The following is a 26,172-nucleotide window of genomic DNA, read 5'->3' on the forward strand; positions in this document are numbered from 1 at the left end:
ACGGTCAGCGTTCCTCGACGGGCCTGTAACAGGGGTCGGGTGCTGCTCCGTACGGGGGAAGCAAGGGAACATGACGCACGACTTCCCCGTGAACCCCTTGCTCTCCTCCCGCCCCGCCGCCCCCTCCGGGGCGCGCCTGCTCGTCACCGCCGCCGAGCTGCGCGCCCACGGCGTGACGTCCGCCCAGGCCGGGGCGCGGTGCCGGCCGGGCGGGTCCTGGCAGCGGCTGCTGCCCGGCGTCTACCTGCTGCGGCAGGGCGCGCCGACCGGGGAGGAGCGGCTGCACGCGGCCCTGCTCTACGCCTCCCGCCGGGAGTCCGCCGCGTCCTCGCCGGGGGAGGGGCGGGAGGCCACCGCCGTTCCGGTCCAGCCGCGGCGGGACGACCCGCCGCACGCGGACGCGGTGGTCACCGGCCTGGCCGCGCTGGCCCTGCGCGGCTTCTCCTCGGCGCCCGCGCTCTCCCGGCTGGACGCCGTCGACGTCCTGGTGCCGCGCGCCCGCCGGGTCCGCTCCACCGGCTGCGCGCGGGTGGTGCGCACCGCCCGGATGCCGGTGCCGGAGGCGGTGGCCGGGGTACCGGCGGCCCCGGTCGAGCGGGCCGTCGCGGACGCGGTGGCGCACCTGCCGGAGGACGCCGGGGCCCTCACCGTCCGGCGGCTGTTCGGCGAGGCGGTCCAGGACGGGCACTGCGAGCCCGCCGCGCTGCTGCGGGAGCTGCGCCGCGGGCGGCTGACGGGGCGGCCCCGGGTGGCGGAGGCCATGGACGTCCTGGTGGCCCAGGGACGCGCGGCGGCGGAGGAGCGCCTGTACCGGATGGCCCGGGAGCACGGGCTGCCCGACCCGGTGTGGAACGTCGAGCTCCGGCTGCCGGACGGCCCGTCGCTGGGGGCGGTGGACGCGTACTGGCCGGAGCGGGCGGTGGCCGTGGAGCTCGAGGCGCCGGGGGACGCGGGGAAACGGGAGCGGCTGGAGCGGCTCGGGGTCAGGGTGGTCCGCGTCCCCCGCCTCCGCCTCACCACCGACCAGGGCATGGAGCACCAGGCCGCCCTGGTCCGCACCGCCCTGACCGCGGCCCTCGACCACCGTCCCGCCTCCCCCCTGCGGATCCTCCCGCGCTGACCCGCCGCCAGGACGCCGCGACCCCCGCCGCCCGGTCGGGCGGCGGGGGTCGCGGCGGGGGAGGGGGCGGCGCGTCAGACCTCGGCGGCCGGCCGCGACGGGGAGGATTCGTCGGAGGGGGCGGCGCCGCCGGTGCGGCCCCGGCGGACCAGGGCGACCCCGACCACGACGGCCGCCACCAGCAGCGACAGCAGCATCGTGTCCCGTCCGCCGTTCTCCGTGTCCGTCAGCATGTAGCCGATCACGAACACGATGAACGCGATGCACGCCCACGTCAGGTACGGGAAGAGCCACATCTTCACGACCAGCTTCTCCGGCGCCTCCCGCATCACGATCCGCCGCATGCGCAGCTGCGACACGCAGATCACCAGCCACACGAACAGCGCCACCGCGCCGGAGGAGTTCAGCAGGAAGAGGAAGACCGTGTCCGGGAACGCGTAGTTGAAGAACACCGCGACGAAGCCGAAGACCACCGAGGCCAGGATCGCCACCCGCGGCACGCCGTTGCCCGTGGTGGTGGCGAACGCCTTCGGCGCGTCGCCGCGACGGCCGAGCGAGTGCGCCATGCGCGAGGCGGTGTACAGGCCGGAGTTCAGGCAGGAGAGCACCGAGGTCAGGATGATGAAGTTCATGATCTGGCCGGCGTGCGGGATGCCCAGCGAGTCGAGCGCGGCCACGTACGAGCCGTCCTCGGCGATCTTCTTCGAGTCCCACGGCAGCAGGGTGACGACCACCAGGATCGAGCCCAGGTAGAAGACGCCGATCCGCCAGATGATGCTGTTGGTGGCCTGGGTGACGGCCTTCTGCGGGTCCTCGGCCTCACCGGCGGCCAGCGTCGGGATCTCGGAGCCCATGAAGGAGAAGACGACCAGCAGGACACCGGTCAGGATCGCGCCGGCGCCGTGCGGCAGGAACCCGCCGTGCTCGGTCAGGTTGGACCAGGAGGCCTGCTCGGCGTCGACGCCCGGCAGCACCCCGAAGATGGCCAGCAGGCCGATCGCGATGAACGCGGCGATGGCGACGACCTTGATGCCCGCGAACCAGAACTCGAACTCGCCGTAGTTGCCGACGGAGGCCAGGTTGGTCGCGGTGAGCACGACCATCACGATCAGCGCCCAGGCCCACTGCGGGACGGCCGGGATCCAGCCCTCCAGGATCACCGCGCCCGCCGTCGCCTCGACGGCCAGCACGACGACCCAGAAGAACCAGTAGAGCCAGCCGATGGAGAAGCCCGCCCAGCGGCCGAGCGCGCGGTCCGCGTGGGCGGAGAAGGACCCGGAGGTCGGGTTGGCGACCGACATCTCGCCGAGCATCCGCATCACGAACACGACGAGCGCGCCCACCAGGGCGTACGACAGCAGGATGCCGGGTCCGGCGGCGGCGATGCCGCTGCTCGAACCGACGAAGAGGCCCGCGCCGATGACGCCGCCGATGGCGATCATCGTCAGGTGCCGGTTCTTGAGGCCGGTCTGAAGGCCGGAGCCCTCGTGTCCGCCAGAAGTCATGGAGCTGTTCCTTACGCCGGGATGGTGCGTGTGGTGTTCCCCCGCCCTTGTGGGGCGTGCGGGGGCTTCGCCGGAGCGACGGTTCAGTGAAACGGAGGAGGAAGATCCTTGGAACCTTGGGTTCCGGATTTTTATCTGGGTTTTGCCTTGGCTCCTATGGCGGAGGTCACATTTTCCGGTGATCAGGGCCTTCCTGAAATCGCCGCCCCGTGCGCGGCGGGCACGCGCGTCCATGTCACACTCGGACCATGCGCGTCTATCTCGGCTCCGACCACGCCGGTTACGAACTGAAGAACCACCTCGTCGAGTGGCTGAAGGCCGCCGGCCACGAGCCGGTGGACTGCGGCCCGCACGTCTACGACGCCCAGGACGACTATCCGCCGTTCTGCCTCCGCGCGGCGGAGCGCACCGCGGCCGACGAGGGCTCCCTCGGCGTGGTGATCGGCGGCTCGGGCAACGGCGAGCAGATCGCCGCCAACAAGGTCGCGGGCGTGCGCGCCTCGCTGGCCTGGAGCGAGCAGACCGCCGCCCTCGGCCGCGAGCACAACAACGCCAACGTGGTGGCCGTCGGCGCCCGGATGCACTCCCAGGAGGAGGCGACGAAGTTCGTCGAGATCTTCCTGAACACGCCGTTCTCCGGCGACGAGCGCCACATCCGCCGCATCGACATGCTCGCCGCGTACGAGACGACGGGCGACCTCCCGCCGATCCCGGCGCACCACCCCCAGCAGTGACGGCCGCCGCGGACGGAACGCCGCGGCAGCCCCACGCCCCAGGACCTCGCCGGCCCCCGCACCTCCCCGTGCGGGGGCCGCGCCGTGGCGCGGGCAGAACGGAGAAGACGCCGTGCCGGAAGGGCACACCATCCACCGGCTCGCCCGGGACTGCGCCGAGCGCTTCCTGCACGCCCCGGTGCGCGTCAGCAGCCCGCAGGGCAAGTTCGCCGACGGCGCGGCCCTGATCGACGGCACGGAGATGACGTCCGCGGAGGCGCACGGCAAGCACCTGTTCCTGGGGTTCCCGGGGTTCCTGGGCCCCGGGGACACCGCCTGGGTCCACGTCCACCTCGGCCTCTTCGGCAAGGTCGCCTTCGGCCCCGTCCCGCCGCCCCCGCCGGCCGGCACCGTCCGCCTGCGCCTGACCGGCCCGGCCGCCTTCATGGACCTGCGCGGTCCCACCGTCTGCGCGCTGATCACCCCCGGCGAGAAGCAGGCGGTGCACGACCGCCTCGGCCCCGATCCGCTGCGCGAGGACGCCGACCCGGACGCCGCCTGGCGCCGGATCTCGCGCAGCCGGACCACCGTCGCCGCCCTGCTGATGGACCAGAAGGTGGTGGCCGGCGTCGGGAACGTCTACCGCGCCGAGGTCCTCTTCCGGCACGGCGTCGACCCCTACCTGCCCGGCCGGGACCTCACCCGCGGGCAGTGGAGGGCGATCTGGGACGACCTGGTGGAGCTGATGCGCGAGGGCGTCCGCAACAACCGGATCGACACCGTCCGCCCCGAGCACACCCCCGAGGCCATGGGCCGTCCGCCCCGCGTCGACGACCACGGCGGCGAGGTCTACGTCTACCGCCGCACCGGCCAGGCCTGCCACGTCTGCGGGGAGGCCGTCCGCGTGTCCGAACTGGCCGCGCGCAACCTGTTCTGGTGCCCCGGGTGCCAGCCCGCGAACGTGCCCGGCGCGTGACCGGCGAAGGGCGCGACCGGGGGGAGGGCGGGGGAGGCAGGGACTTCCGGCCCGAATCGGGCCCCGGACGGGGGACAAGTGGGACCTCCCGTGCCAGGGAGGGGGTCCGCTGGATAGGGTCCCAAGCGATGGCAGCAGGACGAAAGAGGCGCTCGGCCGCCGACACGTTCACGGCCCGGATGAAGAAGCAGTTCCACCGGGCCCGCATCGGCCTGCGCAAAGCCGCGGTCGACTACTTCCGGGGCGACGGCTCGGACTGGATAGCCTTCGTCGCCCTGCTCCTCACCATTCCCCTGATCGCGAGCCTCACCCTCGCCAACGCCGTCTGGTTCACCCCGGCGGCCCTGGTGCTGCCCATCGTGGCGGGCGGTCTGCTGCTGCGGCCCGCCAGCCTGCTCGCCCTCTACGCGGCCGCGGCCACCGCGCTGATCGTGGAGGCACTGGCCCTGCGGCCCTATCCGGACGGGTTCGCCCGGGTCACCCCCGGTGTGGTGCTGGTGGTCGCCGCCTGCGGTTTCGTGGGCCTGCTGGTCGCACAGTTCCGCAGCCGGGTCGGCGTGCCCTGGCGGCGGGGCGGCACCATGCTGTTCGACCTCCGCGAACGCATCCGGGTGCAGAGCGCGCTGCCGGACCTGCCGGACGGCTGGCACCGGGAGATGGCGCTGCGGCCGGCCGGCGGCCAGTCCTTCTCCGGCGACTTCGTGGTCGCGGCCCGCACCAACGAGGGCCGCACCCTGGAGGTCGTCCTCACCGACGTCTCCGGCAAGGGCATGGACGCCGGGTCGCGGGCGCTGCTGCTGTCCGGCGCGTTCGGCGGCCTGCTGGGCTCGCTGCCCCCGCACGCCTTCCTGCCCGCCGCCAACGGCTACCTGCTCCGGCAGGACTGGGAGGAGGGCTTCGCGACCTCCATCCACCTGGTCCTCGACCTGGACACCGGCGACTACGAGCTCTACTCGGCGGGCCACCCGCCGGGGCTCCAGCTGTGCGCGGGCACCGGACGCTGGGAGGAGAAGACGGCCGAGGGGCCACTGCTCGGCGTCTACGACGGGGCCACGTTCGACCCCTGCAAGGGCTCGCTCCGCCCCGGCGACGTGCTGATGCTCTTCACCGACGGCCTGGTGGAGACCGCCGAGCGCGACCTGGTGGAGGGCATCGACCGGCTCACCGGCGAGGCCGACCGGTACGTGGCGGGCGGCTTCGAGGGCGCCGCCTGGCACCTGATCGAGGCCGTCGCGAAGGACGTCAACGACGACCGGGCCCTCCTCCTCATCTCCCGCACGGGCTGACGGCCCGCCTCCGCACGGGCCGGGGAGCCGCCTCCCGCACGGGCCGGCGGCCCGCCTCCGCGCGGTCCGGCGCTCCGCCCACCCCGGGTACGGGCCGGGCCGGCACCCCGCCCGCACCGGTGCGGCGCCTCGGGCACGACGAAGGCCCCGCCGCTCCTCGGGAGCGGCGGGGCCTTCGTCGTGCCCGTCGTGCGGGTGGCGCCGGGTCAGACGCCGGCCGGGACCCTGGAACGGTCCGCCGTGCCCGGCCCCTCGGCGGGGGCGGCGGTCCTGGCCGCCCTCGCGGCGGCCTCGTCCTCCCGGAAGAAGCGGTCGAGGTTCGGCTCCAGCACCGGCTTCAGCGCCGTGCGCACCGGCGCCGAGCAGAGCACCGTGACCACGGCCACCGCCAGCGCCGTGCACAGCAGCACGCCCATCGGGCCGCGCGCCAGGTCGTGGTCGAACCAGCCGAACCAGATGCCGCCCTTCACCAGGAACCCGTGCAGCAGGTAGCCGGAGATGGTCCCCGCCCCGAGGGCGGTGAACCACAGCCGCCGTCCCGGCACCCAGGCGAAGAAGCAGGCCGTGAGCAGCACCGAGCAGCCGAACATGCCCAGCGTCATCAGCGGACCGATCCACCAGTCGCCGCCCAGCTCCTGGGCCGCGTCGCGGTGGTAGAACCACGCGGTGTTCATGTTGCCCTTGGCCCACCAGCCGACGACCAGCGCCGCGGCGAAGACCGGCAGCGCCAGGGTCCGCATCCGCCAGGTGCGCACCAGCTTGAAGTGCTCCGGCTTCAGGCACAGGCCCAGCACGAAGTACGGCAGGAACTGCAGGGCGCGCTGCATGTCCAGGTCGTTGCCGATCTTCGGCGAGACGGTCGCCAGCATGGCGATCGCCAGCGCCACGGCCAGCGGGTGCCGCAGGGAGCGCCACATCGGGGTGGTCAGCCGCCAGACGAAGAGGGCGGCCAGGAACCAGGTCAGGTACCAGGGGTCCAGCAGGCTGATCGGGGCGTCGGGCTCGTGCGCCCAGCGGCGGAAGAGCGAGTAGGCGGTCTCGAAGACGATGTACGGCACCACCACGCCGCTCAGCAGGCGCTTGATCTGGTGGGGCTTGAACGCGAACGACCGCGAGAAGTAGCCGGAGATCACGATGAAGGCCGGCATGTGGAAGGCGTACACGACCATGTAGAGCACGCCCATGGTGCGGTTGCCTTCACGGAGCGGTTCCCAGACGTGCCCCATGGCCACGAGGACGATGGCCAGGTACTTGGCGTTGTCGAAGAACGAGTCGCGCTGCCCCGCGGGGGGGAGGGGGCTGCGCTGGGTGTGCTGGTTGCTGTGCGGCTGCGGCGGCGCGTTCACCGGCGACCACCCCGCGGGCAGGGGCGGGGAGTCCGGACGTTCGTCGTCGCACGTGAGGGGGACGAGGCAACGTGAAACATCTGAGGCACCCTAGCGTCGGTTGTACGAATCCGAAAAACGCAGGGTCGGTGAATAACCGCCTCACCCCCGGATACCCCCGTATTCACCTGCGATGTCTCTTGCTCCTGTGACGATCGGCACAATGCGGAGGAGTGGGGTCCGCAGGCCGAACGCCCCTTTTTAGGTATCCCTTTTTCATCTCAAATGCGGCCAAGTCGGGCATGGGGCCCATGATCGTACGTGGGGGTCGCGCGGGGTCTGTGGATACGGGGAAACGGATGTGCGGGGATTATCGGCATTGCCTTTCGGAGGAATTGCCGAATGGTCCGCCCGGTAAGATCGTAGTTTTTATATCGAGCGTCGAACGTGTGGTCGGCGGGTGTCCGCGGTGCTCCACCGGCCGTGTGGGGGCGGCGAGTTGGGTGGCACGATGGGTTGGCCGGGGATGGGCCGGGTACATCCCATGGCGGCAAGCGGACCGACCGAGGGTGTGATCAGGCGTGGCCATTTCACTGTCTGTGGTGCTTCTGCTGGGGATCGTCCTCGTCGTCCTGATCCGGGGCGGGTCCCTCAAGGCGGGGCCGGCGATCGTCGCCATGTTCTTCGGCTTCTTCCTGGCGTCGACGGGGATGGCCGACGACATCCAGAGGTTTCTCGATTCGCTGGCGGCGATGATCAATTCGATAAACATCTGACCGTCGCGACGGGTGCGCGCCGGGGACGGCCGAAGGCCCGGAGCGAGAAGGTGATCTTCTCGCTCCGGGCCTTCGGCGTCGGAGCGGGCGACGGGAATCGAACCCGCGTAGCTAGTTTGGAAGACTAGGGCTCTACCATTGAGCTACGCCCGCGAGGGTGGCGCCGACGGCCGGGCCGCGGCGACACAAGGCATGGTAGCGGGTCGTCGCACCCGACCGCACCTCCCCTTTTCCGCGGCACCGTCCCGCGCACCTGTTTGAGGCCGTCCGACGCCCCGTCACGACCCCGTGGCCGACGGCGTGGAAAGCGGCGGACCGGGGCCCGCGCCGCGTGTACCCTACGGATCGCACCAGACGGGGTGTGGCGCAGCTTGGCAGCGCGTCCGCTTTGGGAGCGGAAGGCCGTGGGTTCAAATCCCGCCACCCCGACAAAAATGATCACCGGGCGCCCCTTGGGGTCCGGTGATCGCCTTTTGGGTGGTGTGGCCGCTGCGGCTACTATGCAAGCGCGCCCGTGTGCGGTCGGCCGTGAAGCCTCAGAGCCTGACGCCGAAGCCGCCCCGGTGCGCGGAGCCGGACCGCTCTGGTCCCGGCGAACCCAAGCAGTCAGCCACAAGGAGACCGAACCGTGAAGAGCGCCGTGGAGACCCTGAACCCGACTCGGGTTCGGCTCACTGTCGAGGTGCCCTTCGAGGAGCTCAAGGACAGCCTCGACGCGGCGTACAAGAAGATCAACCAGCAGGTCACGGTGAAGGGCTTCCGCAAGGGCAAGATCCCGGCCCGCGTCATCGACCAGCGGTTCGGCCGCGGCGCCGTGCTCGAGGAGGCGATCAACGACGCCCTCCCGAAGTTCTACACGCAGGCGGTCAACGAGGCCGAGCTCGACGTCCTGGGCCAGCCCGAGGTCGACATCAAGGACCTCAAGGACGGCGAGCTGCTGAACTTCACCGCCGAGGTCGACATCCGTCCCGAGATCGAGCTGCCCGAGGACTTCTCCGGCATCGAGGTCGAGGTCGACGCCGTCGAGGTCACCGAGGAGGACGTCGACAAGTCGGTCGAGCAGCTGCGTGAGCGCTTCGCCACCACCTCCCCGGTGGAGCGCGCCGCCGCGGACGGCGACGTCGTGACCCTTGACCTCGAGGCCAAGGTCGACGGCGAGGTCCTCGAGGACGGCATCGCCAAGGACGTCAGCTACACCATCGGCTCGGGCGAGCTGCTGGACGGCATCGACGAGGCCGTGAAGGGCGTGGAGGCCGGTGGCGAGGCCACCTTCACCTCCGAGCTCAAGGGCGGCTCCGCCGCCGGCAAGGCAGCCGAGATCACCGTCAAGGTCAGCCAGGTCGCCGAGCGCGAGCTGCCCGAGCTGGACGACGAGTTCGCCCAGCTCGCCTCGGAGTTCGACACCCTCGAGGAGCTCAAGGCGGACAGCCGCAAGCGCCTCGAGAACATGAAGCAGTACGACCAGGCCACGCAGGCGCAGGAGCGCGTGCTGGACAAGCTGCTCGAGCTGATCGAGGTCCCGATCCCCGAGAAGCTGCTCGAGGACGAGATCCAGACCCGCAAGCACAACCTGGAGCACCACCAGCTCGGTCAGATGGGCCTCGACCTCGACAAGTACCTGGAGATCCAGGGCAAGACCGCCGAGGAGTTCGAGACCGAGACCCGCGAGGCCGCGGTCAAGGGCATCAAGACCCAGTTCGTCCTCGACGCGCTGGTCAACAAGGAGAAGCTGAACGTCAACCAGGAGGAGCTCACCGAGCACCTCATGCGGCGTGCGGCGTCCTCCGGCATGTCCCCCGACCAGTTCGCCCAGGCGGTCGTCCAGGGCAACCAGGTCCCGATGCTGGTCGGCGAGGTCGCCCGCGGCAAGGCGCTGGCGATGGTCGTCGAGTCGGCCACGGTCAAGGACACCAACGGTGAGGTCGTCGACCTGAGCGACGAGGACGAGGAGGAGGCCGAGGGCCAGACCGCCGAGGCCGCCGCCGAGGAGTCCGCCTCCGAGGAGTCCAAGGAGGGCTGACCCTCCCGCTCCCCGAGCCCGCACCGGGCCCCGCCCTTCCCCGCCCCGCGCGGCGGAAGGCCGGGGCCCGGTCCCGTTTCCCTGCCGCCGCCCTCCCCGGTGCCCGCCGGGAGAGGGCGGCGGCGCGGCGTCCGGGGGAAGGGGCGCCCCGGGGTGGTGTGGGCGCGGCCCGGCGGGCAACCCGGGTCGTGACGAGGGCCGCGACGCCGCAGGACCCGTCCCGCCCCTCCCATGCGCTCACAGCGAACACTCCAGGAACCGGGATGGCACGTGACTGCCTGCGCGTTAGGGTCCATGAATACGAGGGCAGGGGTCTCCCCGTCGCCGCCGATCACCGCGGCGCGCTGCAGGGGCACGCACCGCCCCCGCCCCGGCAGAACACGTGAGACGGCCCGGCGCCGTCGTAAGACGAGCAGGTGGATACGTGACGAATCTGATGCCCTCCGCCGCCGGCGAGCCTTCCATCGGTGGTGGCCTCGGCGACCAGGTCTACAACCGGCTGCTCAACGAGCGGATCATCTTCCTCGGCCAGCCGGTCGACGACGACATCGCCAACAAGATCACCGCACAGCTGCTGCTCCTTGCCGCAGACCCGGACAAGGACATCTACCTCTACATCAACAGCCCCGGCGGCTCGATCACGGCCGGCATGGCGATCTACGACACCATGCAGTACATCAAGAACGACGTGGTGACGATCGCGATGGGCCTCGCCGCCTCGATGGGCCAGTTCCTGCTGAGCGCCGGCACGCGCGGCAAGCGCTTCGCGCTGCCGAACGCCGAGATCCTGATCCACCAGCCGTCGGCCGGCCTGGCCGGTTCCGCGTCGGACATCAAGATCCACGCCGAGCGCCTGCTGCACACCAAGAAGAAGATGGCGGAGCTGACCGCGTTCCACACCGGTCAGACGGTCGAGCAGATCACCCGCGACTCCGACCGCGACCGCTGGTTCGACGCCGAGGAGGCCAAGGAGTACGGCCTCATCGACGAGGTCATCTCCGCGGCCTCCAACATCCCGGGCGGCGGCGGCACCGGGGCCTGATGCCCGCACCCGCACACCGGCCCTTCCCCGCCCCGCCTTCCAGGAGACAGAGAATGAACGACTTCCCCGGCAGCGGCCCGTACGACCGCGCGCGCGCCGAGCTGACCGTTCCGGTCGCCGAGTCCCGTTACGTGATCCCGCGCTTCGTCGAGCGCACCTCCCAGGGCGTGCGCGAGTACGACCCGTACGCGAAGCTCTTCGAGGAGCGCGTGATCTTCCTGGGCGTGCAGATCGATGACGCCTCCGCCAACGACGTCATGGCGCAGCTGCTGTGCCTGGAGTCGATGGACCCGGACCGCGACATCTCGATCTACATCAACAGCCCCGGCGGCTCCTTCACGGCGCTCACCGCGATCTACGACACGATGCAGTTCGTGAAGCCGGACATCCAGACCGTCTGCATGGGCCAGGCCGCCTCCGCCGCCGCCGTCCTGCTCGCGGCCGGCACGCCCGGCAAGCGCATGGCGCTGCCCAACGCCCGCGTCCTGATCCACCAGCCCTACAGCGAGACCGGCCGCGGCCAGGTCTCCGACCTGGAGATCGCCGCCAACGAGATCCTGCGGATGCGCTCCCAGCTGGAGGAGATGCTGGCCAAGCACTCCACCCAGCCGGTGGAGAGGATCCGCGAGGACATCGAGCGTGACAAGATCCTCACCGCCGAGGACGCGCTGCAGTACGGGCTGATCGACCAGATCATCTCGACCCGCAAGATGAACAACACCAGCGTTCGCTGACGCGACCGCGGCAGGACGTCTGCCGCCTCTTGGCGGGGTTCGCCCGGATCCGTTCCGGAGCGGACCCTGCCAAGGGGGGCCCGAACGGGGGGCCAGGCAAGGTACCGTCGACATAAGGCAGCACCGTGGAGACCGGGGACGCACCAGCGTCCGGGGGCTCCCAGGCGAAGGGGAAGCACACCGTGGCACGCATCGGTGACGGCGGCGATCTGCTCAAGTGCTCGTTCTGCGGCAAGAGCCAGAAGCAGGTCAAGAAGCTCATCGCAGGCCCCGGTGTGTACATCTGCGACGAGTGCATCGATCTCTGCAACGAGATCATCGAGGAGGAGCTCGCCGAGTCCAGCGAGACCCGGTGGGAGGAGCTCCCCAAGCCGCGGGAGATCTACCAGTTCCTCGAGAGCTACGTGGTGGGCCAGGAGCCCGCCAAGAAGGCGCTCTCGGTGGCGGTGTACAACCACTACAAGCGGGTCCAGGCCGGTGAGAACGGCGGCGGCCAGGGCCGCGAGGACTCCATCGAGCTGGCCAAGTCCAACATCCTCCTGCTGGGGCCCACCGGCTCCGGCAAGACGCTCCTCGCCCAGACGCTCGCGCGGATGCTGAACGTGCCGTTCGCCATCGCCGACGCGACCGCGCTGACCGAGGCCGGCTACGTCGGCGAGGACGTCGAGAACATCCTGCTCAAGCTGATCCAGGCGGCCGACTACGACGTCAAGAAGGCCGAGACGGGGATCATCTACATCGACGAGATCGACAAGGTCGCCCGCAAGAGCGAGAACCCGTCGATCACCCGCGACGTCAGCGGCGAGGGCGTCCAGCAGGCCCTGCTGAAGATCCTCGAGGGCACCACGGCCTCGGTGCCGCCGCAGGGCGGGCGCAAGCACCCGCACCAGGAGTTCATCCAGATCGACACGACGAACGTGCTGTTCATCGTGGGCGGCGCGTTCTCCGGGCTGGAGAAGATCATCGAGTCGCGGGCCGGCGCCAAGGGCATCGGCTTCGGCGCGACCATCCGCTCCAAGCGGGAGCTGGCCGCCAAGGACCAGTTCGAGGACGTCATGCCCGAGGACCTGGTCAAGTTCGGCATGATCCCCGAGTTCATCGGCCGTCTGCCGGTGATCACCAGCGTCCACAACCTGGACCGCGAGGCGCTGCTCCAGATCCTGGTCGAGCCGAAGAACGCCCTGGTCAAGCAGTACCAGCGGCTCTTCGAGCTGGACGGCGTGGAGCTGGACTTCGAGCGCGAGGCGCTGGAGGCCATCGCGGACCAGGCCATCCTCCGCCAGACCGGCGCGCGCGGCCTGCGCGCCATCATGGAGGAGGTCCTGCAGTCGGTGATGTACGAGGTGCCGTCCCGCAAGGACGTCGCCCGCGTGGTGATCACCGCCGACGTGGTCCACTCCAACGTCAACCCCACCCTCATCCCGCGCGACGCGCGCGGCGGCCGGGGCACGGGCGAGCAGAAGTCCGCCTGATCGGCCCGGTCCACGCGAAAGGGGCGCGCCCGCCAGGGCGCGCCCCTTTCGCACGGGCGGGGTCCTACGCGGGCTTGCGGATCTCGTCGCGGACCTTCCCGGTGAGCTCCACGGCAAGTTCCTTGCTCACGCCCGCGGTGGCGTCACCCGGCGAGACGAGCCCCATGGTGCTGTAGTCGGCCCAGACGCAGAACCAGTCCGTCTTCATCTGCTTGGTGACCGGGTTCTTGCCCTCGACGCCCTGGCACTTGGCCACCGTGCCGTCGATGTCCACTTCCTCGGGGTCGCCCAGCAGCCGGGCCCCGCTCTCGGAGTCCTTCTCGAACTCCTTCTTGTAGGAGGCGAAGAACGCGTCGAGGCTCGCCTCCGGGTCGGCGATCTCGCCGTACCCGCCGGCGACGGTCAGCCCTTTGGCGGTGGCCATGTCGGGCATGGTGCCCGGGTCCTGCGGGTCGTAGCCGGAGACGTCCGCGGTGGTCCAGAAGCCGCCCATCGCCTTGCCGTCCTTGACGCCGCTGGCTTCGAGGTCCTTGGCCTGCGCCCCGGCGCCCTCGGCGGCCTCGCCCATCAGGTGGTAGTCGGTCAGCAGGGTCTTGGGCGCCGTCAGCTTGTGCGGGCCGTCGTCCTCCAGCCCGCCGGCGAAGAACAGGAAGTACGCGCCGACCGCGAGCGCGACCACCGCGGCCGCGCCACCGAGGAGCAGACCCTTCTTCCTGCCGCCGCCACCGCCGCCGGGCTGCCCCTGGGGCGGCACGCCGTACGGGGGCTGACCGGGCTGACCTGGCTGCTGGCCGTACGGGTTGGCCTGCGGCGGGACGCCGGGCTGCTGGGGGTAACCGTAGGGCTGCTGCTGCTGCGGGTAGCCGTAGCCGGGCTGCGGCTGCTGGGGCGGCGGGGAGCCGTACGGGCCGGGCTGCTGACCGCCGGGCGGGCCGTAGGGACCGGGCTGACCGTAGGGACCGGGCTGACCGCCGGGCTGACCGGCCGGCTGACCGTAGGGCCCAGGCTGAGCTCCCGGCTGTCCGTAGGGGCCGGGCTGCTGGGGCTGCCCGCCGTACGGGCCAGGCTGGTGGTGACTCATGGCTGGTTTCCCTCCCTGGTGCTGTCCGGCGCCATCCTTCCCTAACCGGGGCCCCCGCGTGCGCCCGGGGCGCAGACCGTTACCGAGTAATCGCGTTTCGGAACGACCCCGGCACACCCCTAAAATGACCGGCGTGACCGAGAACTCTCAGCAGCCCACAGCGCCCGAAACCGAACTGCCGACCCAGTACACGCCGGCCGACGTGGAGGGACCGCTGTACGAGCGCTGGGTAGAACGCGGTTACTTCGAGGCGGACGCCGGGAGCGACAAGCCGCCCTTCACCGTCGTCATCCCCCCGCCGAACGTCACCGGCTCGCTCCACCTGGGCCACGCCTTCGAGCACACGCTGATCGACTCCCTGACCCGCCGCAAGCGGATGCAGGGCTACGAGACGCTGTGGCAGCCCGGCATGGACCACGCCGGCATCGCGACCCAGAACGTCGTCGAGCGCGAGCTCGCCAAGGAGGGCAAGTCCCGCCACGACCTGGGCCGCGAGGCGTTCGTCGAGCGGGTCTGGCAGTGGAAGGCCGAGTCCGGCGGCCAGATCTCCGGCCAGATGCGCCGCCTCGGCGACGGCGTCGCGTGGTCGCGTGAGCGCTTCACCATGGACGAGGGCCTGTCCCGGGCCGTCCAGACCATCTTCAAGAAGCTCTACGACGACGAGCTGATCTACCGCAAGGAGCGCATCACCAACTGGTGCCCGCGCTGCCTGACCGCGATCTCCGACATCGAGGTCGAGTACCAGGAGGACGACGGCGAGCTCGTCTCCATGAAGTACGGCGAGGGCGAGGACACCATCGTCGTCGCCACCACCCGTGCCGAGACGATGCTGGGCGACACCGCGGTCGCCGTCCACCCGGACGACGAGCGGTACAAGCACCTGGTCGGCAAGCAGATCAAGCTCCCGCTGACCGACCGCACCATCCCGGTCGTCGCCGACACGCACGTCGACCCGGAGTTCGGCACCGGCGCGGTCAAGGTCACCCCGGCCCACGACCCGAACGACTTCGAGATTGGCGAGCGGCACGGCCTGCCGTCCATCACGGTGATGGACGAGCACGCCGTCATCACCGTCCACGGCCCCTTCCAGGGCCTGGACCGGCTGGAGGCGCGCTCGGCGATCGTCGGCGCGCTGCGCGCCGAGGGCCGCGTGGTCGCCGAGAAGCGCCCCTACGTCCACAAGGTCGGCCACTGCTCGCGCTGCAAGACCACCATCGAGCCGCGGCTGTCCATGCAGTGGTGGGTCAAGGTCGCCCCGCTCGCCAAGGCCGCCGGTGACGCGGTCCGCGACGGCAGGGTCAGGATCCACCCGCAGGAGATGGAGAAGCGGTACTTCGACTGGGTCGACAACCTGCACGACTGGTGCATCTCGCGCCAGCTCTGGTGGGGTCACCGCATCCCGGTCTGGCACGGACCCGACGGCGAGATGGTCTGCGTCGGCCCCGGCGAGGAGCCGCCGTCCGGCGAGGGCTGGCGCCAGGACAGCGACGTCCTCGACACCTGGTTCTCCTCCGGCCTGTGGCCGTTCTCCACGCTGGGCTGGCCCGAGCGGACCGAGAGCCTCGCGAAGTTCTACCCGAACTCCGTCCTGGTCACTGGCTACGACATCCTCTTCTTCTGGGTCGCCCGGATGATGATGTTCGGCCTCTACGCGATGGACGGCACCCCTCCGTTCCACACCATCGCGCTGCACGGCATGGTCCGTGACCAGAACGGCAAGAAGATGTCGAAGTCCTTCGGGAACGTCGTCAACCCGCTGGACTGGATGGACAAGTACGGCTCCGACGCGCTCCGCTTCACGCTCGCGCGCGGCGCCAACCCGGGCGTCGACGTCCCGATCGGCGAGGACTGGGTCCAGGCCTCCCGGAACTTCGCCAACAAGATCTGGAACGCCACCCGGTTCGCCCTGATGAACGGCGCCACCGTCGAGGGCCCGCTGCCGGAGGCCGCCGAGCTGTCGGCGACCGACCGCTGGATCCTCTCCCGGCTCGACTCGGTGGTCGCCGAGGTCGACGCGCTCTACGAGGACTACCAGTTCTCCAAGCTCTCCGAGGCGCTCTACCACTTCGCGTGGGACGAGGTCTTCGACTGGTACGTCGAGCTGTCCAAGACCACCTTCATGGCGGGCGGCCCGGCCGCCGAGGCGAGCAAGCGCGTCCTCGGCGAGGTCCTCGACGTCACGCTGCGGCTGCTCCACCCGATCATGCCGTTCGTCACCGAGACGCTGTGGACCACGCTGACCGGCGGCGAGTCCGTCGTCGTCGCCGACTGGCCGGGCACCGTGCGGGTTTCCGGGGCCGACGCCCCGGGTGGCTTCCGCGACGCGGCGGCCGAGCAGGAGATCGCCACCCTCCAGTCGGTGATCACCGAGGTCCGCCGCTTCCGCAGCGACCAGGGCCTGCAGCCGGGCCAGCGGGTCCCGGCCCGCCTCACCCTGGACGGCACGCCGCTCGCCGCGCACGAGGCGGCCATCCGCCAGCTGCTGCGCCTCCAGCCGGAGGGCGAGGGCTTCGCCGCCACCGCCAGCCTGCCGGTGGCCGGCGCGACGGTCGAGCTGGACCTGTCCGGCGCGATCGACTTCGAGGCCGAGCGCAAGCGGCTCACCAAGGACCTCCAGGCGGCGGAGAAGGAGAAGGCGCAGGCCCACGGCAAGCTCGGCAACGAGGCGTTCCTCGCCAAGGCGCCGGAGCCGGTCGTGGACAAGATCCGCACCCGACTCGCCAAGGCCGAGGAGGACATCGCGCGGATCACGGAGCAGCTCGCGAAGCTGCCCTCCGCCTGATTCCCCGAGCACGTCCGGCGGGCCGTCCCTCCCCGGGGGCGGCCCGCCGCGTTCATGTCGCGGCCCGTTCCGCGTAACCGGCCGGCTGTTCACTGCGGGGCATGACCGACCCCGCAGGCGGCCCCGCCGCCGCAACCGTCCGGCCCGCCGCCCCCGCCCCGCCGGCCCCGGCGCCCGCCCGGCGGGACGACGTCGACCTGCTGCGCGTCGTCTGCACCGCCGCCGTCGTCCTCTGCCACACCGCCGCCGCCTTCGTGGAGGGCGGCCACCGCACCGCCGGTGTCGCCGCCGACTCGCTCACCCGGTTCGCGGTGCCCGCGTTCTTCGCCATGGCCGGATGGGCGGCGCTGGTGGCCTCGCCGGTGCGCGGGGAGCGGCAGCTGCTGCGGCGGGCGGACCGGATCGTGCGGCCCATGGCCGTGTGGACGGTGCTGTACGTGGTGTGGCGGGGCGGGGCCGAGGACGCCGTCGGAGCCGTCCTCGGGTCGGTCGAGCCGGCGTTCCACCTCTGGTACCTGTACGTGTACGTCCCGCTGATGCTGGTGCTCGGCGCGGCGGTGCTGCTGGTGCGGCGGGCGGCCGTCCCCCGGTGGACCCTGGCGCTGCTGGGCGTGTGCGCGCTCGGCGCCACGGCGCGCGGCGACGCGGGCCGGATCACCGGGCTGGACCTGCCCGACTGGGCGTGGGGGCTGTCGCTGTACCCGCTGGGCTACGCGCTCGCCGGAGCGGCGCTGCTGGGCGCCGCCCGGCGGGCCGGGCCCCGGTGGCTGTGGGCGGCGGCCGTGGTGGCCGGACTCGCGGCGGTCGGCGCGTACCAGCTGGGCCACCGGTTCCCCGCCGCCTACGCCGCGCCGCCGGTGGCGGCGCTGACCCTCGCCGTCCTCGGCGCGTTCCGCGGGGTGCGGGTGCCGGAGCGGTGGCGGGGGCCGGTGCGGCGGCTGTCGGACGCCTCGTTCGGGGCGTACCTGGTCCACCTGGCGTTCGTCGCGCCGCTGGGCGGCGCGGTGGCGGCGCGGACCGGCCGGGGCTGGGCCGCCGTGGGGGCGCTCACCGGGACCGCGCTGGTCTGCGCCGCGCTGTCGTTCGCCGTCGCGCACCTGTGGGGGCGGCTGCGGCTGAGGGCGTGGCTGGGCTGAGCCGCGCGGCGCGCCGTGCCGTGCCGCATGGTGCGGTGGGTGTGGTGCCGCGCGGTGCGGTGGGTGCGGTGCCGGGCCGGTGGCCGGGGACGGACCGTGCCGCGGCCGGAACGTAGACTGGGCGCGTGAGTGAGCTCCCCCCGGACGACAGCAGTGAGCGCCCCGACCCGCTGGACGCCTTCGAAGAGATCATCGCGGAGGAGACCGACCGCGATCCCGATCTCGCCGTGATCGAGGCCGGCAGCCGCACCCTGCGCACCCAGGGCGGCCCGCCCGGCGCCGACGTGCCGGCCCGGCCCGAGGACCCGGAGGTCGACAAGGCGCTCCGCGAGGTGGAGCAGGAGCTCGCCTCCCGCTGGGGCGAGACCAAGCTGGAGCCCTCCGTCAGCCGCATCGCCGCGCTGATGGACGTCCTCGGCGACCCGCAGCGCTCCTACCCGTCGATCCACATCACGGGCACCAACGGCAAGACCTCCACCGCCCGCATGATCGAGGCCCTGCTCGGCGCCTTCGACCTGCGCACCGGCCGCTACACCAGCCCGCACGTGCAGTCCGTCACCGAGCGGATCAGCCTGGACGGCCACCCGATCAGCGCCGAGCGGTTCGTCGAGACCTACCGGGACGTCCAGCCGTACGTCGAGATGGTCGACGCCCAGCAGGAGTACCGGCTCTCCTTCTTCGAGGTCCTCACCGGCATGGCGTACGCGGCGTTCGCCGACGCACCCGTGGACGTGGCCGTGGTCGAGGTCGGCATGGGCGGGACGTGGGACGCCACCAACGTCATCGACGCCGGCGTCGCCGTGATCACCCCGATCGACCTGGACCACACCGACCGCCTCGGCTCCACGACGGGCGAGATCGCCACCGAGAAGGCCGGGATCATCAAGGACGACGCCACCGTGGTGCTCGCCCAGCAGCCGGTCGACGCAGCGCAGGTCGTCCTCAAGACGTCCGTGGCCAAGAACGCCACGGTGGCCCGCGAGGGCCTGGAGTTCGGCGTGCTGTCCCGGCAGATCGCGGTCGGCGGCCAGGTGATGACGCTGCGCGGCCTGGGCGGCGAGTACGAGGAGGTCTACCTCCCGCTGCACGGCGCCCACCAGGCGCACAACGCGGCGGTCGCGCTGGCGGCGGTCGAGGCGTTCTTCGGCGTCGGCGGGGCGCGCTCCGGCCCGCTGGACGTCGAGACGGTGCGGCGGGCGTTCGCCTCGGTGTCCTCGCCGGGCCGGATGGAGGTCGTGCGGCGCTCGCCCACCGTGGTCCTGGACGCCGCCCACAACCCGGCCGGCGCGCGGGTCACCGCCGAGGCGGTCAGGGAGGCGTTCGACTTCAGCCGCCTGATCGGCGTGGTCGGCGCGAGCGGCGACAAGAACGTGCGGGGACTGCTGGAGGCGTTCGAGCCGATCTTCGCGGAGGTCGTGGTCACCCAGAACTCCAGCCACCGCGCGATGGGCGCGGACGAGCTGGCCGCGATCGCCGTCGAGGTGTTCGGCGAGGAGCGGGTCCAGGTCGAGCCGCGGCTGCCGGACGCGCTGGAGGCGGCGATCACGCTGGCCGAGGAGGAGGGCGAGTTCGCCGGCGGAGGCGTGCTCGTCACCGGTTCTGTCATCACGGTCGGCGAGGCCCGGCTGCTCCTGAGGAAGGGCTGACGATCCCGTGCGTACGCTCTGCGCTTCTACGCTCATCGGCGAGTTCTTCGTCATCGGCTTCGCCGGACTGGTCGCCATGAAGGACCCGGACCTGTCCATGACCACGGTGTGGACGGTGTGCGGGATCGGCATGCTGGTGTCGGTGCTGCTCTGCGGTGTGGTCACCCGGCCGGGCGGGGTGGTCCTGGGCTGGATCCTCCAGCTCGCGCTGATCGCCTCGGGATTCGTGGTCCCGATGATGTTCGGCCTCGGCCTGGCCTTCGCGGCGCTGTGGTGGGCCTCCGTCCACTACGGCCGCAAGATCGACGCCATCAAGGCCACCCGCGAGGCGGCCACCCCGGCGGCCTGACGCCGCACCGCCGCCCACGTCCTCGTGGAGTCCTCGTGGAGGCGGCGCCCGCCCGCGGACGGCCCGCCCACCGGCCCGGTGGGCGGGCCGTCGCGCGCACGGGCGGTCCCGCCCGCCTCTCCCGGCGGCACGATCGCCCGCAAAGGGAACCAATGGTCCCGCGGGGGCGTGCGGACGGGCCGCACGGTGCGCCTCGGGTGAGGAGGGGCGGGGGCGGGGCGATAGGCTCGGGCCCTGATCATCACCGTCCGTACAGCCCCACCGGGAGCCCGCATGCAGCGCACCCTTGTCCTCCTCAAGCCCGACGCCGTCCGTCGCGGCCTGACCGGCGAGATCATCAGCCGTATCGAGCGCAAGGCGGGCTGGAGCATCACCGCCCTGGAGCTGCGCACCCTCGGCCAGGAGACCCTGGAGCAGCACTACGGCGAGCACAAGGGCAAGCCGTTCTACGAGCCCCTGGTCGCCTTCATGGCCTCCGGCCCGGTCGTCTCGATGATCGTCGAGGGCGAGCGCGTGATCGAGGGCGTCCGCCGCCTGGCCGGCCCCACCGACCCCGTCGAGGCCCAGCCCGGTTCCATCCGCGGCGACTTCGGCGTCATCACCCGGGAGAACCTCATCCACGCCTCGGACTCCGAGGAGTCCGCCGAGCGCGAGATCAAGATCTTCTTCCCCGGCCGCGGCTGAGGGCCCCGTCCGTTCCGTTCCGGCGGTGGCGGACCCTCTTGGGGGAACCTTTCCCTCCGACGGCACGTCACCGCAGGCGTACAGCGCCGCCATCTGCTGAGAATGGCGGAGACCCTCGCGCAGTGTCCGGGCGGGCGAGACTACGATGTAGCCCTTGCAAGCCCGCACGTCACAGCACCCACCCTTGCCGTCCCCACCGCAAGCGGCTTCACGCTCAACGTGGGACGGCCAGACGAATCCTGATGGGGAACTCAATGTCGTTCATCGGCCGTGACATGGCTGTCGACCTCGGGACCGCCAACACGCTGGTGTACGTACGGGGTCGCGGGATCGTGCTCAACGAACCGTCGGTCGTCGCGATCAACACCAACACCGGCGGCATCCTCGCGGTCGGGGCCGAGGCCAAGAAGATGATCGGCCGCACGCCCGGCAACATCGTGGCGGTGCGGCCGCTGAAGGACGGCGTGATCGCCGACTTCGAGATCACCGAGCGGATGCTCCGCTACTTCATCCTGAAGATCCACAAGCGCCGCTACCTCGCCCGTCCGCGGGTCGTGGTGTGCGTGCCGTCCGGGATCACCGGGGTGGAGCGCCGCGCCGTCATCGAGGCGTCGACGCAGGCCGGCGCGCGCCAGGTGCACATCATCGAGGAGCCCATGGCGGCCGCCATCGGCTCCGGCCTGCCGGTCCACGAGGCCACCGGCAACATGGTGGTGGACATCGGCGGCGGCACCACGGAGGTCGCGGTGATCTCCCTCGGCGGCATCGTGACCGCCCAGTCGATCCGGGTGGCCGGCGACGAGCTGGACAACGCGATCATCCAGCACGTCAAGAAGGAGTACTCGCTGCTCCTCGGCGAGCGGACGGCCGAGCAGATCAAGATCTCGATCGGCTCCGCGTACGACCTGGACAAGGACGAACACACCGAGATCCGCGGCCGCGACCTGGTCTCCGGCCTGCCGAAGACCGTGGTCATCTCCGCCGCGGAGGTCCGCAAGGCGATCGAGGAACCGGTCAACGCGATCGTCGACGCCGTGAAGACCACGCTGGACAAGTGCCCGCCCGAGCTGTCGGGCGACGTGATGGACCGTGGAATCGTCCTCACCGGCGGCGGCGCCCTGCTCCGCGGCCTGGACGAGCGGCTGCGCCGGGAGACCGGCATGCCGATCCACATCGCCGAGGACCCGCTGGACAGCGTGGCGCTCGGCTCCGGCAAGTGCGTCGAGGAGTTCGAGGCGCTCCAGCAGGTGCTGGACGCCCAGCCGCGCCGCTGACCGGCACCGCCGGCCGGCCGGCGGGCGGCCACCCGTCCGCCGTACGGGGCGCACCCGTACGGCGGATCTCCGGCCGGACCCGGAACTCCGGTGTCCGGCCAGGGCGTTCCTCCCGCGGAACCGCCCGGGAACACACATCGCCAGTCGCCGACATGGCAAGTCCGTAGGACCATTCCGACAAGGAAGGCACGGCCGCCGCACGTGAGGGACACACGAGAGAGCCGGCTGCTCCTGGTGCTGCTGGTCGCGATCGCGTTCGCGCTGATCACGGTGGACATCAGGGGCGGGAAGGACTCACCCGTCGACGGCGCCCGCCATGCCGCGGCCGCCGTCTTCGGCCCGATCGAGAGCGGCGTCGCCTCCGCGGTCGATCCGATCGGCAACGCCGTCGCGGCCGTCCGCGACTCCGGCGAGCGCCACGACCGGCTCACCGAACTGGAGCAGGAGAACGCCGCCCTCAAGGCGGAGCTCGGCAGCGACGCCCGCGACCGCAGCAAACTCCGCCAGTTCGAGAAGATGCTGACCACGGCCGGCGCCGGGCAGTACAAGATCAAGGGCGCCCAGGTGGTCGGCATCGGCGCGGCCCAGGGCTTCTCCTGGACGGTCACCCTGGACGTCGGCGCCAACGACGGCATCCAGCGCGACATGACGGTGCTCAACGGCGACGGCCTGGTCGGCCGGGTCACCACCGTCGGCCCCGAGACGGCGACCGTCCTGCTGGCCAGCGACCCCGACTTCACCGTCGGCACCCGGATGGAGGACAGCGACGAACTCGGCTTCGCCTCCGGCCAGGGCGACCGGCCGCTGCGCGTCCAGCTGCTCAACGGCAAGGCCAAGGTGGAGAAGGGCGACCGCCTGGTCACCTTCGGCTCCCAGGGTGACAAGCCGTTCGTGCCGGGCGTCCCGGTGGGCGTCGTCCAGCGGGTCGACCCGGCGGGCGGCGACCTCACGCGTACGGTCTACGTCACGCCGTTCGTCAGCTTCACCCAGCTGGACATCGTCGGCATCGTCGTCCAGGGTCCCGCCAAGGACCCGCGGGACAGCGTGCTGCCGCCCAAGCCGAAGCCGACGCCCGTCCCCACGGTGACCGTCACCGTCACGCCCGGCGCGCAGGACCCGGAAGGCCGGGCGGGCCAGGACGGCCAGGCCGCACAGGAGGGTCAGGCGGCACAGGAGGGTCAAGCGGCACAGGACGGCCAGGCGGCACAGGACGGGCCGCAGCCGCAGCAGGAACAGGACGAGCAGTAGGAACTGGGGGGCCTTACCCATGAAACTCAACCGGATCCTGCTCTCGGGCACGCTGGTGGTGGTCGCCCTGGTGATCCAGGTGAGCGTCCTCGCCCGGCTCCAGCTGCCCGGAGCCGTCCCCGACCTGCTGCTGCTCACGGTGCTCGGCCTCGCCCTGGTCTACGGGCACACGGGCGGCGCCCTGGTCGGTTTCACGGCCGGTCTCCTGGCCGACCTCGCCCCGCCCGCGGACCACGCCGCCGGACGGTACGCGCTGGTGCTCTGCGTCGTCGGCTACCTGGTCGGCCTCGCCCGGCCCGAGCACGGGCGGCTGCGTTCCGCGGTCGGCCCGATGGCCGTGGTGGTCGCCGCCGCCGTCGGCTCGACGCTGCTCTACGCGGGCGTCGGCGCGCTGGTCGGCGACACCGCGGCCCGTGACGTGGGCCTCGGCTCGCTGGCCTTCACGGCGGCCCTCTACGACCTGCTGCTCACGCCCTTCGTGGTGCCCGGGGTGATGGCGCTGGCGCGCCGCGTGGAGAACGACCCGCTCGCCGACACGTCCGCGTCCGGCGGCGCCCCGGCCGCCTCGAACTGGCTGGTCTCCGGCACGCCCGGTCTCAGCCGCACCCGCCGTGGCGCCGGCCGGATGGGCCTCGGCACCCGCCTGAAGGGGGTCAAGCGGCTGTGAGCCAGGCCTTCCCGTCGTCCGACCGCCACCCCTCGACGAATGGGCCGCGCCCATGAGCAACATTCCCGAGACGGGCCGCAGCCCCCGCGTCCAGATCCGCCTGGTCGTCCTGCAGATCCTGGTCCTCTCCCTGCTCGCCACCCTCGGCGGACGCCTCTGGTACCTCCAGGTGCGCAACGGCGCCGAGTACGCGGCCGAGGCCAGTGGCAACCACGTCCAGCAGGTCGTCCAGCCCGCCACCCGCGGCGAGATCCTCGACGCCCGCGGCGTGGCCATCGCCGACAACGAGAACCGGCTGGTCGTCTCCGCCTCCCGGACCGAGCTGATGAAGATGGACGACGACGGCAAGGGCGTCCTCGCCAAGCTCGCCGGCGTCCTCGGCATGAAGCCGAAGGAGGTCGAGGAGAAGGTCCGGCTGTGCGACTCCGAGACCCCGCAGCCCTGCTGGAACGGTTCGCCCTACCAGCCGATCCCCATCACCGACGAGGCGACGCCCCGTCAGGCGCTGCAGATCCGCGAGCGGTCCGAGGACTTCCCCGGCATCACCGCCGAGCCCGCCTCGGTCCGCCGCTACCCGAGCCCCGGCGGCGCCAACACCGCCCAGGTCCTCGGCTACCTGTCGCCCGTCACCGACGAGGAGATCCAGAAGGCGCAGGACACCGACTCGCCCTACCTGCGGTCCGACCAGATCGGCCGCTCCGGCCTGGAACGCCAGTACGACAAGGCGCTGCGCGGCAAGGCCGGCGTCACCCGGTACGAGGTGGACAAGCTCGGCCGGGTGCTCGGCGAGGCCGAGGCCGACCCCGGCGTGCCCGGCTCCCACCTGGTCACCAGCATCGACGCCCGGGTGCAGCGGGTGGCGGAGTACGAGCTGGAGGAGGCCATGAAGGCGGCCCGCCAGGAGTGGGACCGCAACACCAACGAGCGGTACAAGGCCGACGCCGGCGCCGTCGTCGTGATGGAGGCCAAGACCGGCAGGGTGGTCGCGATGGCGTCCAACCCGTCCTACGACCCCAACGCCTGGGTCGGCGGCATCTCCGCCAAGGACTACGCCAAGATGACCGGCAAGAAGTCGAACTACCCGCTGCTCAACCGCGCCATCCAGGGCCAGGCGGCGCCCGGCTCGATCTTCAAGGTGGTCACCACGGCGGGCGCGGTCGAGGCCGGATACCCGTTCGACGGCAACTACCAGTGCTCCAGCGACTACTCCATCGGCGGCCAGGTCTTCAAGAACTTCGAGTCCGCCAACCACGGCATGATCGACCTGGGCCGCGCCCTGGAGGTGTCCTGCGACACCGTCTACTACCGCCTCGCGCACCAGGAGTGGAAGAAGGACGGCGGCGCCAAGGGCGGCGAGAAGGCCAACGACCACTTCTACGAGGCGGCCCACCGGTTCGGTCTCGGCAAGGAGACCGGCATCGACCTGCCCAACGAGGTCGCGGGCCGCATCCCGGACCGCGCGTGGAAGCAGGAGTACTGGGAGGCCAACAAGGACTACTGGTGCAAGCACGGCAAGAAGGGCGGCGACTACGTCGAGCAGATCGAGTGGGAGAACTGCCACGGCGGCAACGAGCTGCGCGCCGGTGACTCGGTCAACTACTCCATCGGCCAGGGCGACACGCTGGTGACGCCGATCCAGATGGCGGCCATCTACGGCGCCATCTCCAACGGCGGCACCATGTACGTCCCCACCGTCGGCAAGGCCGTGATCAGCCCGGACGGGAAGACGGTCGAGGAGATCGAGCCCCGGCGCAACGGCAGGCTGCCGGTGGACAAGGCGACCCTCAAGGCGATGGACGGGGCCCTCGAGGGCGTCGCCACCCGGGGCACCGCCGCCTGGCGCTTCGGCGGCTGGCCGCAGGACAAGATCCCGATGCACGCCAAGACCGGTACCGCGGAGGTCTACGGCAAGCAGACCACCTCCTGGTTCGCCACGTACACCGAGGACTACACGATCGTCATGACGATCTCCCAGGGCGGTACGGGTTCCGGCGCCTCCGGCCCGGCCGTGCGCAAGATCTACGACGCGATGTACGGCGTCCAGCCGGACGGCTCGATCGACAGGAAGAAGGCCCTGCTGCCCGAGCCGCAGAAGAAGCTGCCCAAGATCCGCCCCGACGGCACCGTGGACAGCCCCAAGATCGACCAGGACCCGGTCGAGGCGCTGAAGAAGGCCGCCGAGGCCGCCGCCGAAGCCGGACAGAACGGGCAGGCGGGGCAGGCCGGGCAGGCCGGCGGCTACCCGGGCCAGGCACCGCCGGACGAGGCGGCCGCCGCCCCCGACGACGGCGCGTCGCCCGAGCAGCCCGCCGGCACGGCCGGCCGTGCCGGCGCCG

At 71.6% G+C, this 26,172-nt stretch carries 21 protein-coding genes and 2 tRNA genes; 19 read left to right on the forward strand and 4 right to left on the reverse strand.

Going from position 1 to position 26,172, the window contains the following annotated elements:
* The first annotated feature begins 70 nt into the window (after positions 1 to 70).
* Positions 71 to 1,120, forward strand: a complete 1,050-nt coding sequence (locus A2U95_RS14270; protein ID WP_166022533.1) for a hypothetical protein — start codon at positions 71 to 73, stop codon at positions 1,118 to 1,120.
* A 74-nt stretch (positions 1,121 to 1,194) separates the two neighbouring features.
* On the opposite strand, the gene A2U95_RS14275 is transcribed toward A2U95_RS14270, so the two are convergent.
* Positions 1,195 to 2,625: an amino acid permease gene (locus A2U95_RS14275; RefSeq protein ID WP_166022535.1), complete on the reverse strand. Its 1,431-nt coding sequence runs from the start codon at positions 2,623 to 2,625 to the stop codon at positions 1,195 to 1,197.
* Positions 2,626 to 2,873: 248 nt separating this feature from the next.
* Between A2U95_RS14275 and A2U95_RS14280 the strand changes: the two genes are divergently transcribed.
* The 3 genes from A2U95_RS14280 (at position 2,874) to A2U95_RS14290 (ending at position 5,600) form a co-directional block, all read left to right on the forward strand.
* The gene (locus tag A2U95_RS14280; RefSeq protein ID WP_166022537.1) at positions 2,874 to 3,359 is read left to right on the forward strand and encodes a ribose-5-phosphate isomerase; all 486 of its coding nucleotides are present in this window, start codon (positions 2,874 to 2,876) and stop codon (positions 3,357 to 3,359) included.
* A 112-nt stretch (positions 3,360 to 3,471) separates the two neighbouring features.
* On the forward strand, positions 3,472 to 4,314 hold the full coding sequence (locus A2U95_RS14285) for an Fpg/Nei family DNA glycosylase (RefSeq protein ID WP_166022539.1): 843 nt from the start codon (positions 3,472 to 3,474) through the stop codon (positions 4,312 to 4,314).
* A gap of 128 nt (positions 4,315 to 4,442) precedes the next feature.
* Positions 4,443 to 5,600, forward strand: a complete 1,158-nt coding sequence (locus tag A2U95_RS14290; protein ID WP_166022541.1) for a PP2C family protein-serine/threonine phosphatase — start codon at positions 4,443 to 4,445, stop codon at positions 5,598 to 5,600.
* 206 nt (positions 5,601 to 5,806) lie between these two features.
* On the opposite strand, the gene A2U95_RS14295 is transcribed toward A2U95_RS14290, so the two are convergent.
* Complete coding sequence (locus A2U95_RS14295) at positions 5,807 to 6,946, reverse strand: acyltransferase family protein (protein WP_240957322.1); 1,140 nt, start codon at positions 6,944 to 6,946, stop codon at positions 5,807 to 5,809.
* A gap of 560 nt (positions 6,947 to 7,506) precedes the next feature.
* Here A2U95_RS14295 and A2U95_RS14300 point away from each other — a divergent pair.
* Positions 7,507 to 7,701 (forward strand): hypothetical protein, encoded by a 195-nt coding sequence (locus tag A2U95_RS14300; RefSeq protein WP_151773224.1) that lies wholly within the window; start codon positions 7,507 to 7,509, stop codon positions 7,699 to 7,701.
* Between the two features lie 82 nt (positions 7,702 to 7,783).
* Here the strand turns inward: A2U95_RS14300 and A2U95_RS14305 are convergent.
* Positions 7,784 to 7,854 (reverse strand) — tRNA-Gly (locus tag A2U95_RS14305).
* A gap of 202 nt (positions 7,855 to 8,056) precedes the next feature.
* Between A2U95_RS14305 and A2U95_RS14310 the strand changes: the two genes are divergently transcribed.
* From A2U95_RS14310 to clpX, 5 genes are all read left to right on the forward strand, one after another.
* Positions 8,057 to 8,130 (forward strand) — tRNA-Pro (locus A2U95_RS14310).
* Between the two features lie 199 nt (positions 8,131 to 8,329).
* Positions 8,330 to 9,721, forward strand: coding sequence for a trigger factor (gene tig, locus A2U95_RS14315; RefSeq protein WP_166022543.1), 1,392 nt, complete (start codon positions 8,330 to 8,332; stop codon positions 9,719 to 9,721).
* Positions 9,722 to 10,157: 436 nt separating this feature from the next.
* On the forward strand, positions 10,158 to 10,763 hold the full coding sequence (locus A2U95_RS14320; RefSeq protein WP_166025208.1) for an ATP-dependent Clp protease proteolytic subunit: 606 nt from the start codon (positions 10,158 to 10,160) through the stop codon (positions 10,761 to 10,763).
* 53 nt (positions 10,764 to 10,816) lie between these two features.
* On the forward strand, positions 10,817 to 11,497 hold the full coding sequence (locus tag A2U95_RS14325; RefSeq protein WP_166022545.1) for an ATP-dependent Clp protease proteolytic subunit: 681 nt from the start codon (positions 10,817 to 10,819) through the stop codon (positions 11,495 to 11,497).
* 182 nt (positions 11,498 to 11,679) lie between these two features.
* Positions 11,680 to 12,969: an ATP-dependent Clp protease ATP-binding subunit ClpX gene (gene clpX / locus A2U95_RS14330; protein WP_166022547.1), complete on the forward strand. Its 1,290-nt coding sequence runs from the start codon at positions 11,680 to 11,682 to the stop codon at positions 12,967 to 12,969.
* Between the two features lie 64 nt (positions 12,970 to 13,033).
* Here the strand turns inward: clpX and A2U95_RS14335 are convergent, their stop codons facing one another.
* Positions 13,034 to 14,050: a hypothetical protein gene (locus A2U95_RS14335; RefSeq protein WP_166022549.1), complete on the reverse strand. Its 1,017-nt coding sequence runs from the start codon at positions 14,048 to 14,050 to the stop codon at positions 13,034 to 13,036.
* A gap of 133 nt (positions 14,051 to 14,183) precedes the next feature.
* Between A2U95_RS14335 and A2U95_RS14340 the strand changes: the two genes are divergently transcribed.
* The 9 genes from A2U95_RS14340 to mrdA form a co-directional block, all read left to right on the forward strand.
* Positions 14,184 to 16,832 carry a valine--tRNA ligase gene (locus A2U95_RS14340; protein WP_166022551.1) on the forward strand — a complete coding sequence of 883 codons (2,649 nt, stop codon included), beginning with the start codon at positions 14,184 to 14,186 and terminating at the stop codon, positions 16,830 to 16,832.
* 101 nt (positions 16,833 to 16,933) lie between these two features.
* Complete coding sequence (locus A2U95_RS14345) at positions 16,934 to 17,968, forward strand: acyltransferase (protein ID WP_166022553.1); 1,035 nt, start codon at positions 16,934 to 16,936, stop codon at positions 17,966 to 17,968.
* A gap of 125 nt (positions 17,969 to 18,093) precedes the next feature.
* On the forward strand, positions 18,094 to 19,614 hold the full coding sequence (gene folC, locus A2U95_RS14350) for a bifunctional tetrahydrofolate synthase/dihydrofolate synthase (protein ID WP_166022555.1): 1,521 nt from the start codon (positions 18,094 to 18,096) through the stop codon (positions 19,612 to 19,614).
* A gap of 7 nt (positions 19,615 to 19,621) precedes the next feature.
* Positions 19,622 to 19,963 (forward strand): DUF4233 domain-containing protein, encoded by a 342-nt coding sequence (locus tag A2U95_RS14355; protein WP_166022557.1) that lies wholly within the window; start codon positions 19,622 to 19,624, stop codon positions 19,961 to 19,963.
* A gap of 273 nt (positions 19,964 to 20,236) precedes the next feature.
* Positions 20,237 to 20,647 (forward strand): nucleoside-diphosphate kinase, encoded by a 411-nt coding sequence (ndk, locus tag A2U95_RS14360; protein ID WP_166022559.1) that lies wholly within the window; start codon positions 20,237 to 20,239, stop codon positions 20,645 to 20,647.
* Positions 20,648 to 20,901: 254 nt separating this feature from the next.
* Positions 20,902 to 21,921: a rod shape-determining protein gene (locus A2U95_RS14365; protein WP_108955326.1), complete on the forward strand. Its 1,020-nt coding sequence runs from the start codon at positions 20,902 to 20,904 to the stop codon at positions 21,919 to 21,921.
* Between the two features lie 201 nt (positions 21,922 to 22,122).
* Complete coding sequence (gene mreC / locus A2U95_RS14370; protein ID WP_166022561.1) at positions 22,123 to 23,169, forward strand: rod shape-determining protein MreC; 1,047 nt, start codon at positions 22,123 to 22,125, stop codon at positions 23,167 to 23,169.
* Positions 23,170 to 23,188: 19 nt separating this feature from the next.
* Positions 23,189 to 23,836, forward strand: a complete 648-nt coding sequence (mreD, locus tag A2U95_RS14375) for a rod shape-determining protein MreD (RefSeq protein WP_166022563.1) — start codon at positions 23,189 to 23,191, stop codon at positions 23,834 to 23,836.
* A 52-nt stretch (positions 23,837 to 23,888) separates the two neighbouring features.
* Positions 23,889 to 26,172: penicillin-binding protein 2 (mrdA, locus tag A2U95_RS14380; protein WP_166022565.1), on the forward strand; the 2,284-nt coding region annotated here is incomplete at its 3' end.

This window comes from Streptomyces chilikensis (assembly GCF_001642695.1).
GTDB lineage: Bacteria > Actinomycetota > Actinomycetes > Streptomycetales > Streptomycetaceae > Streptomyces > Streptomyces chilikensis.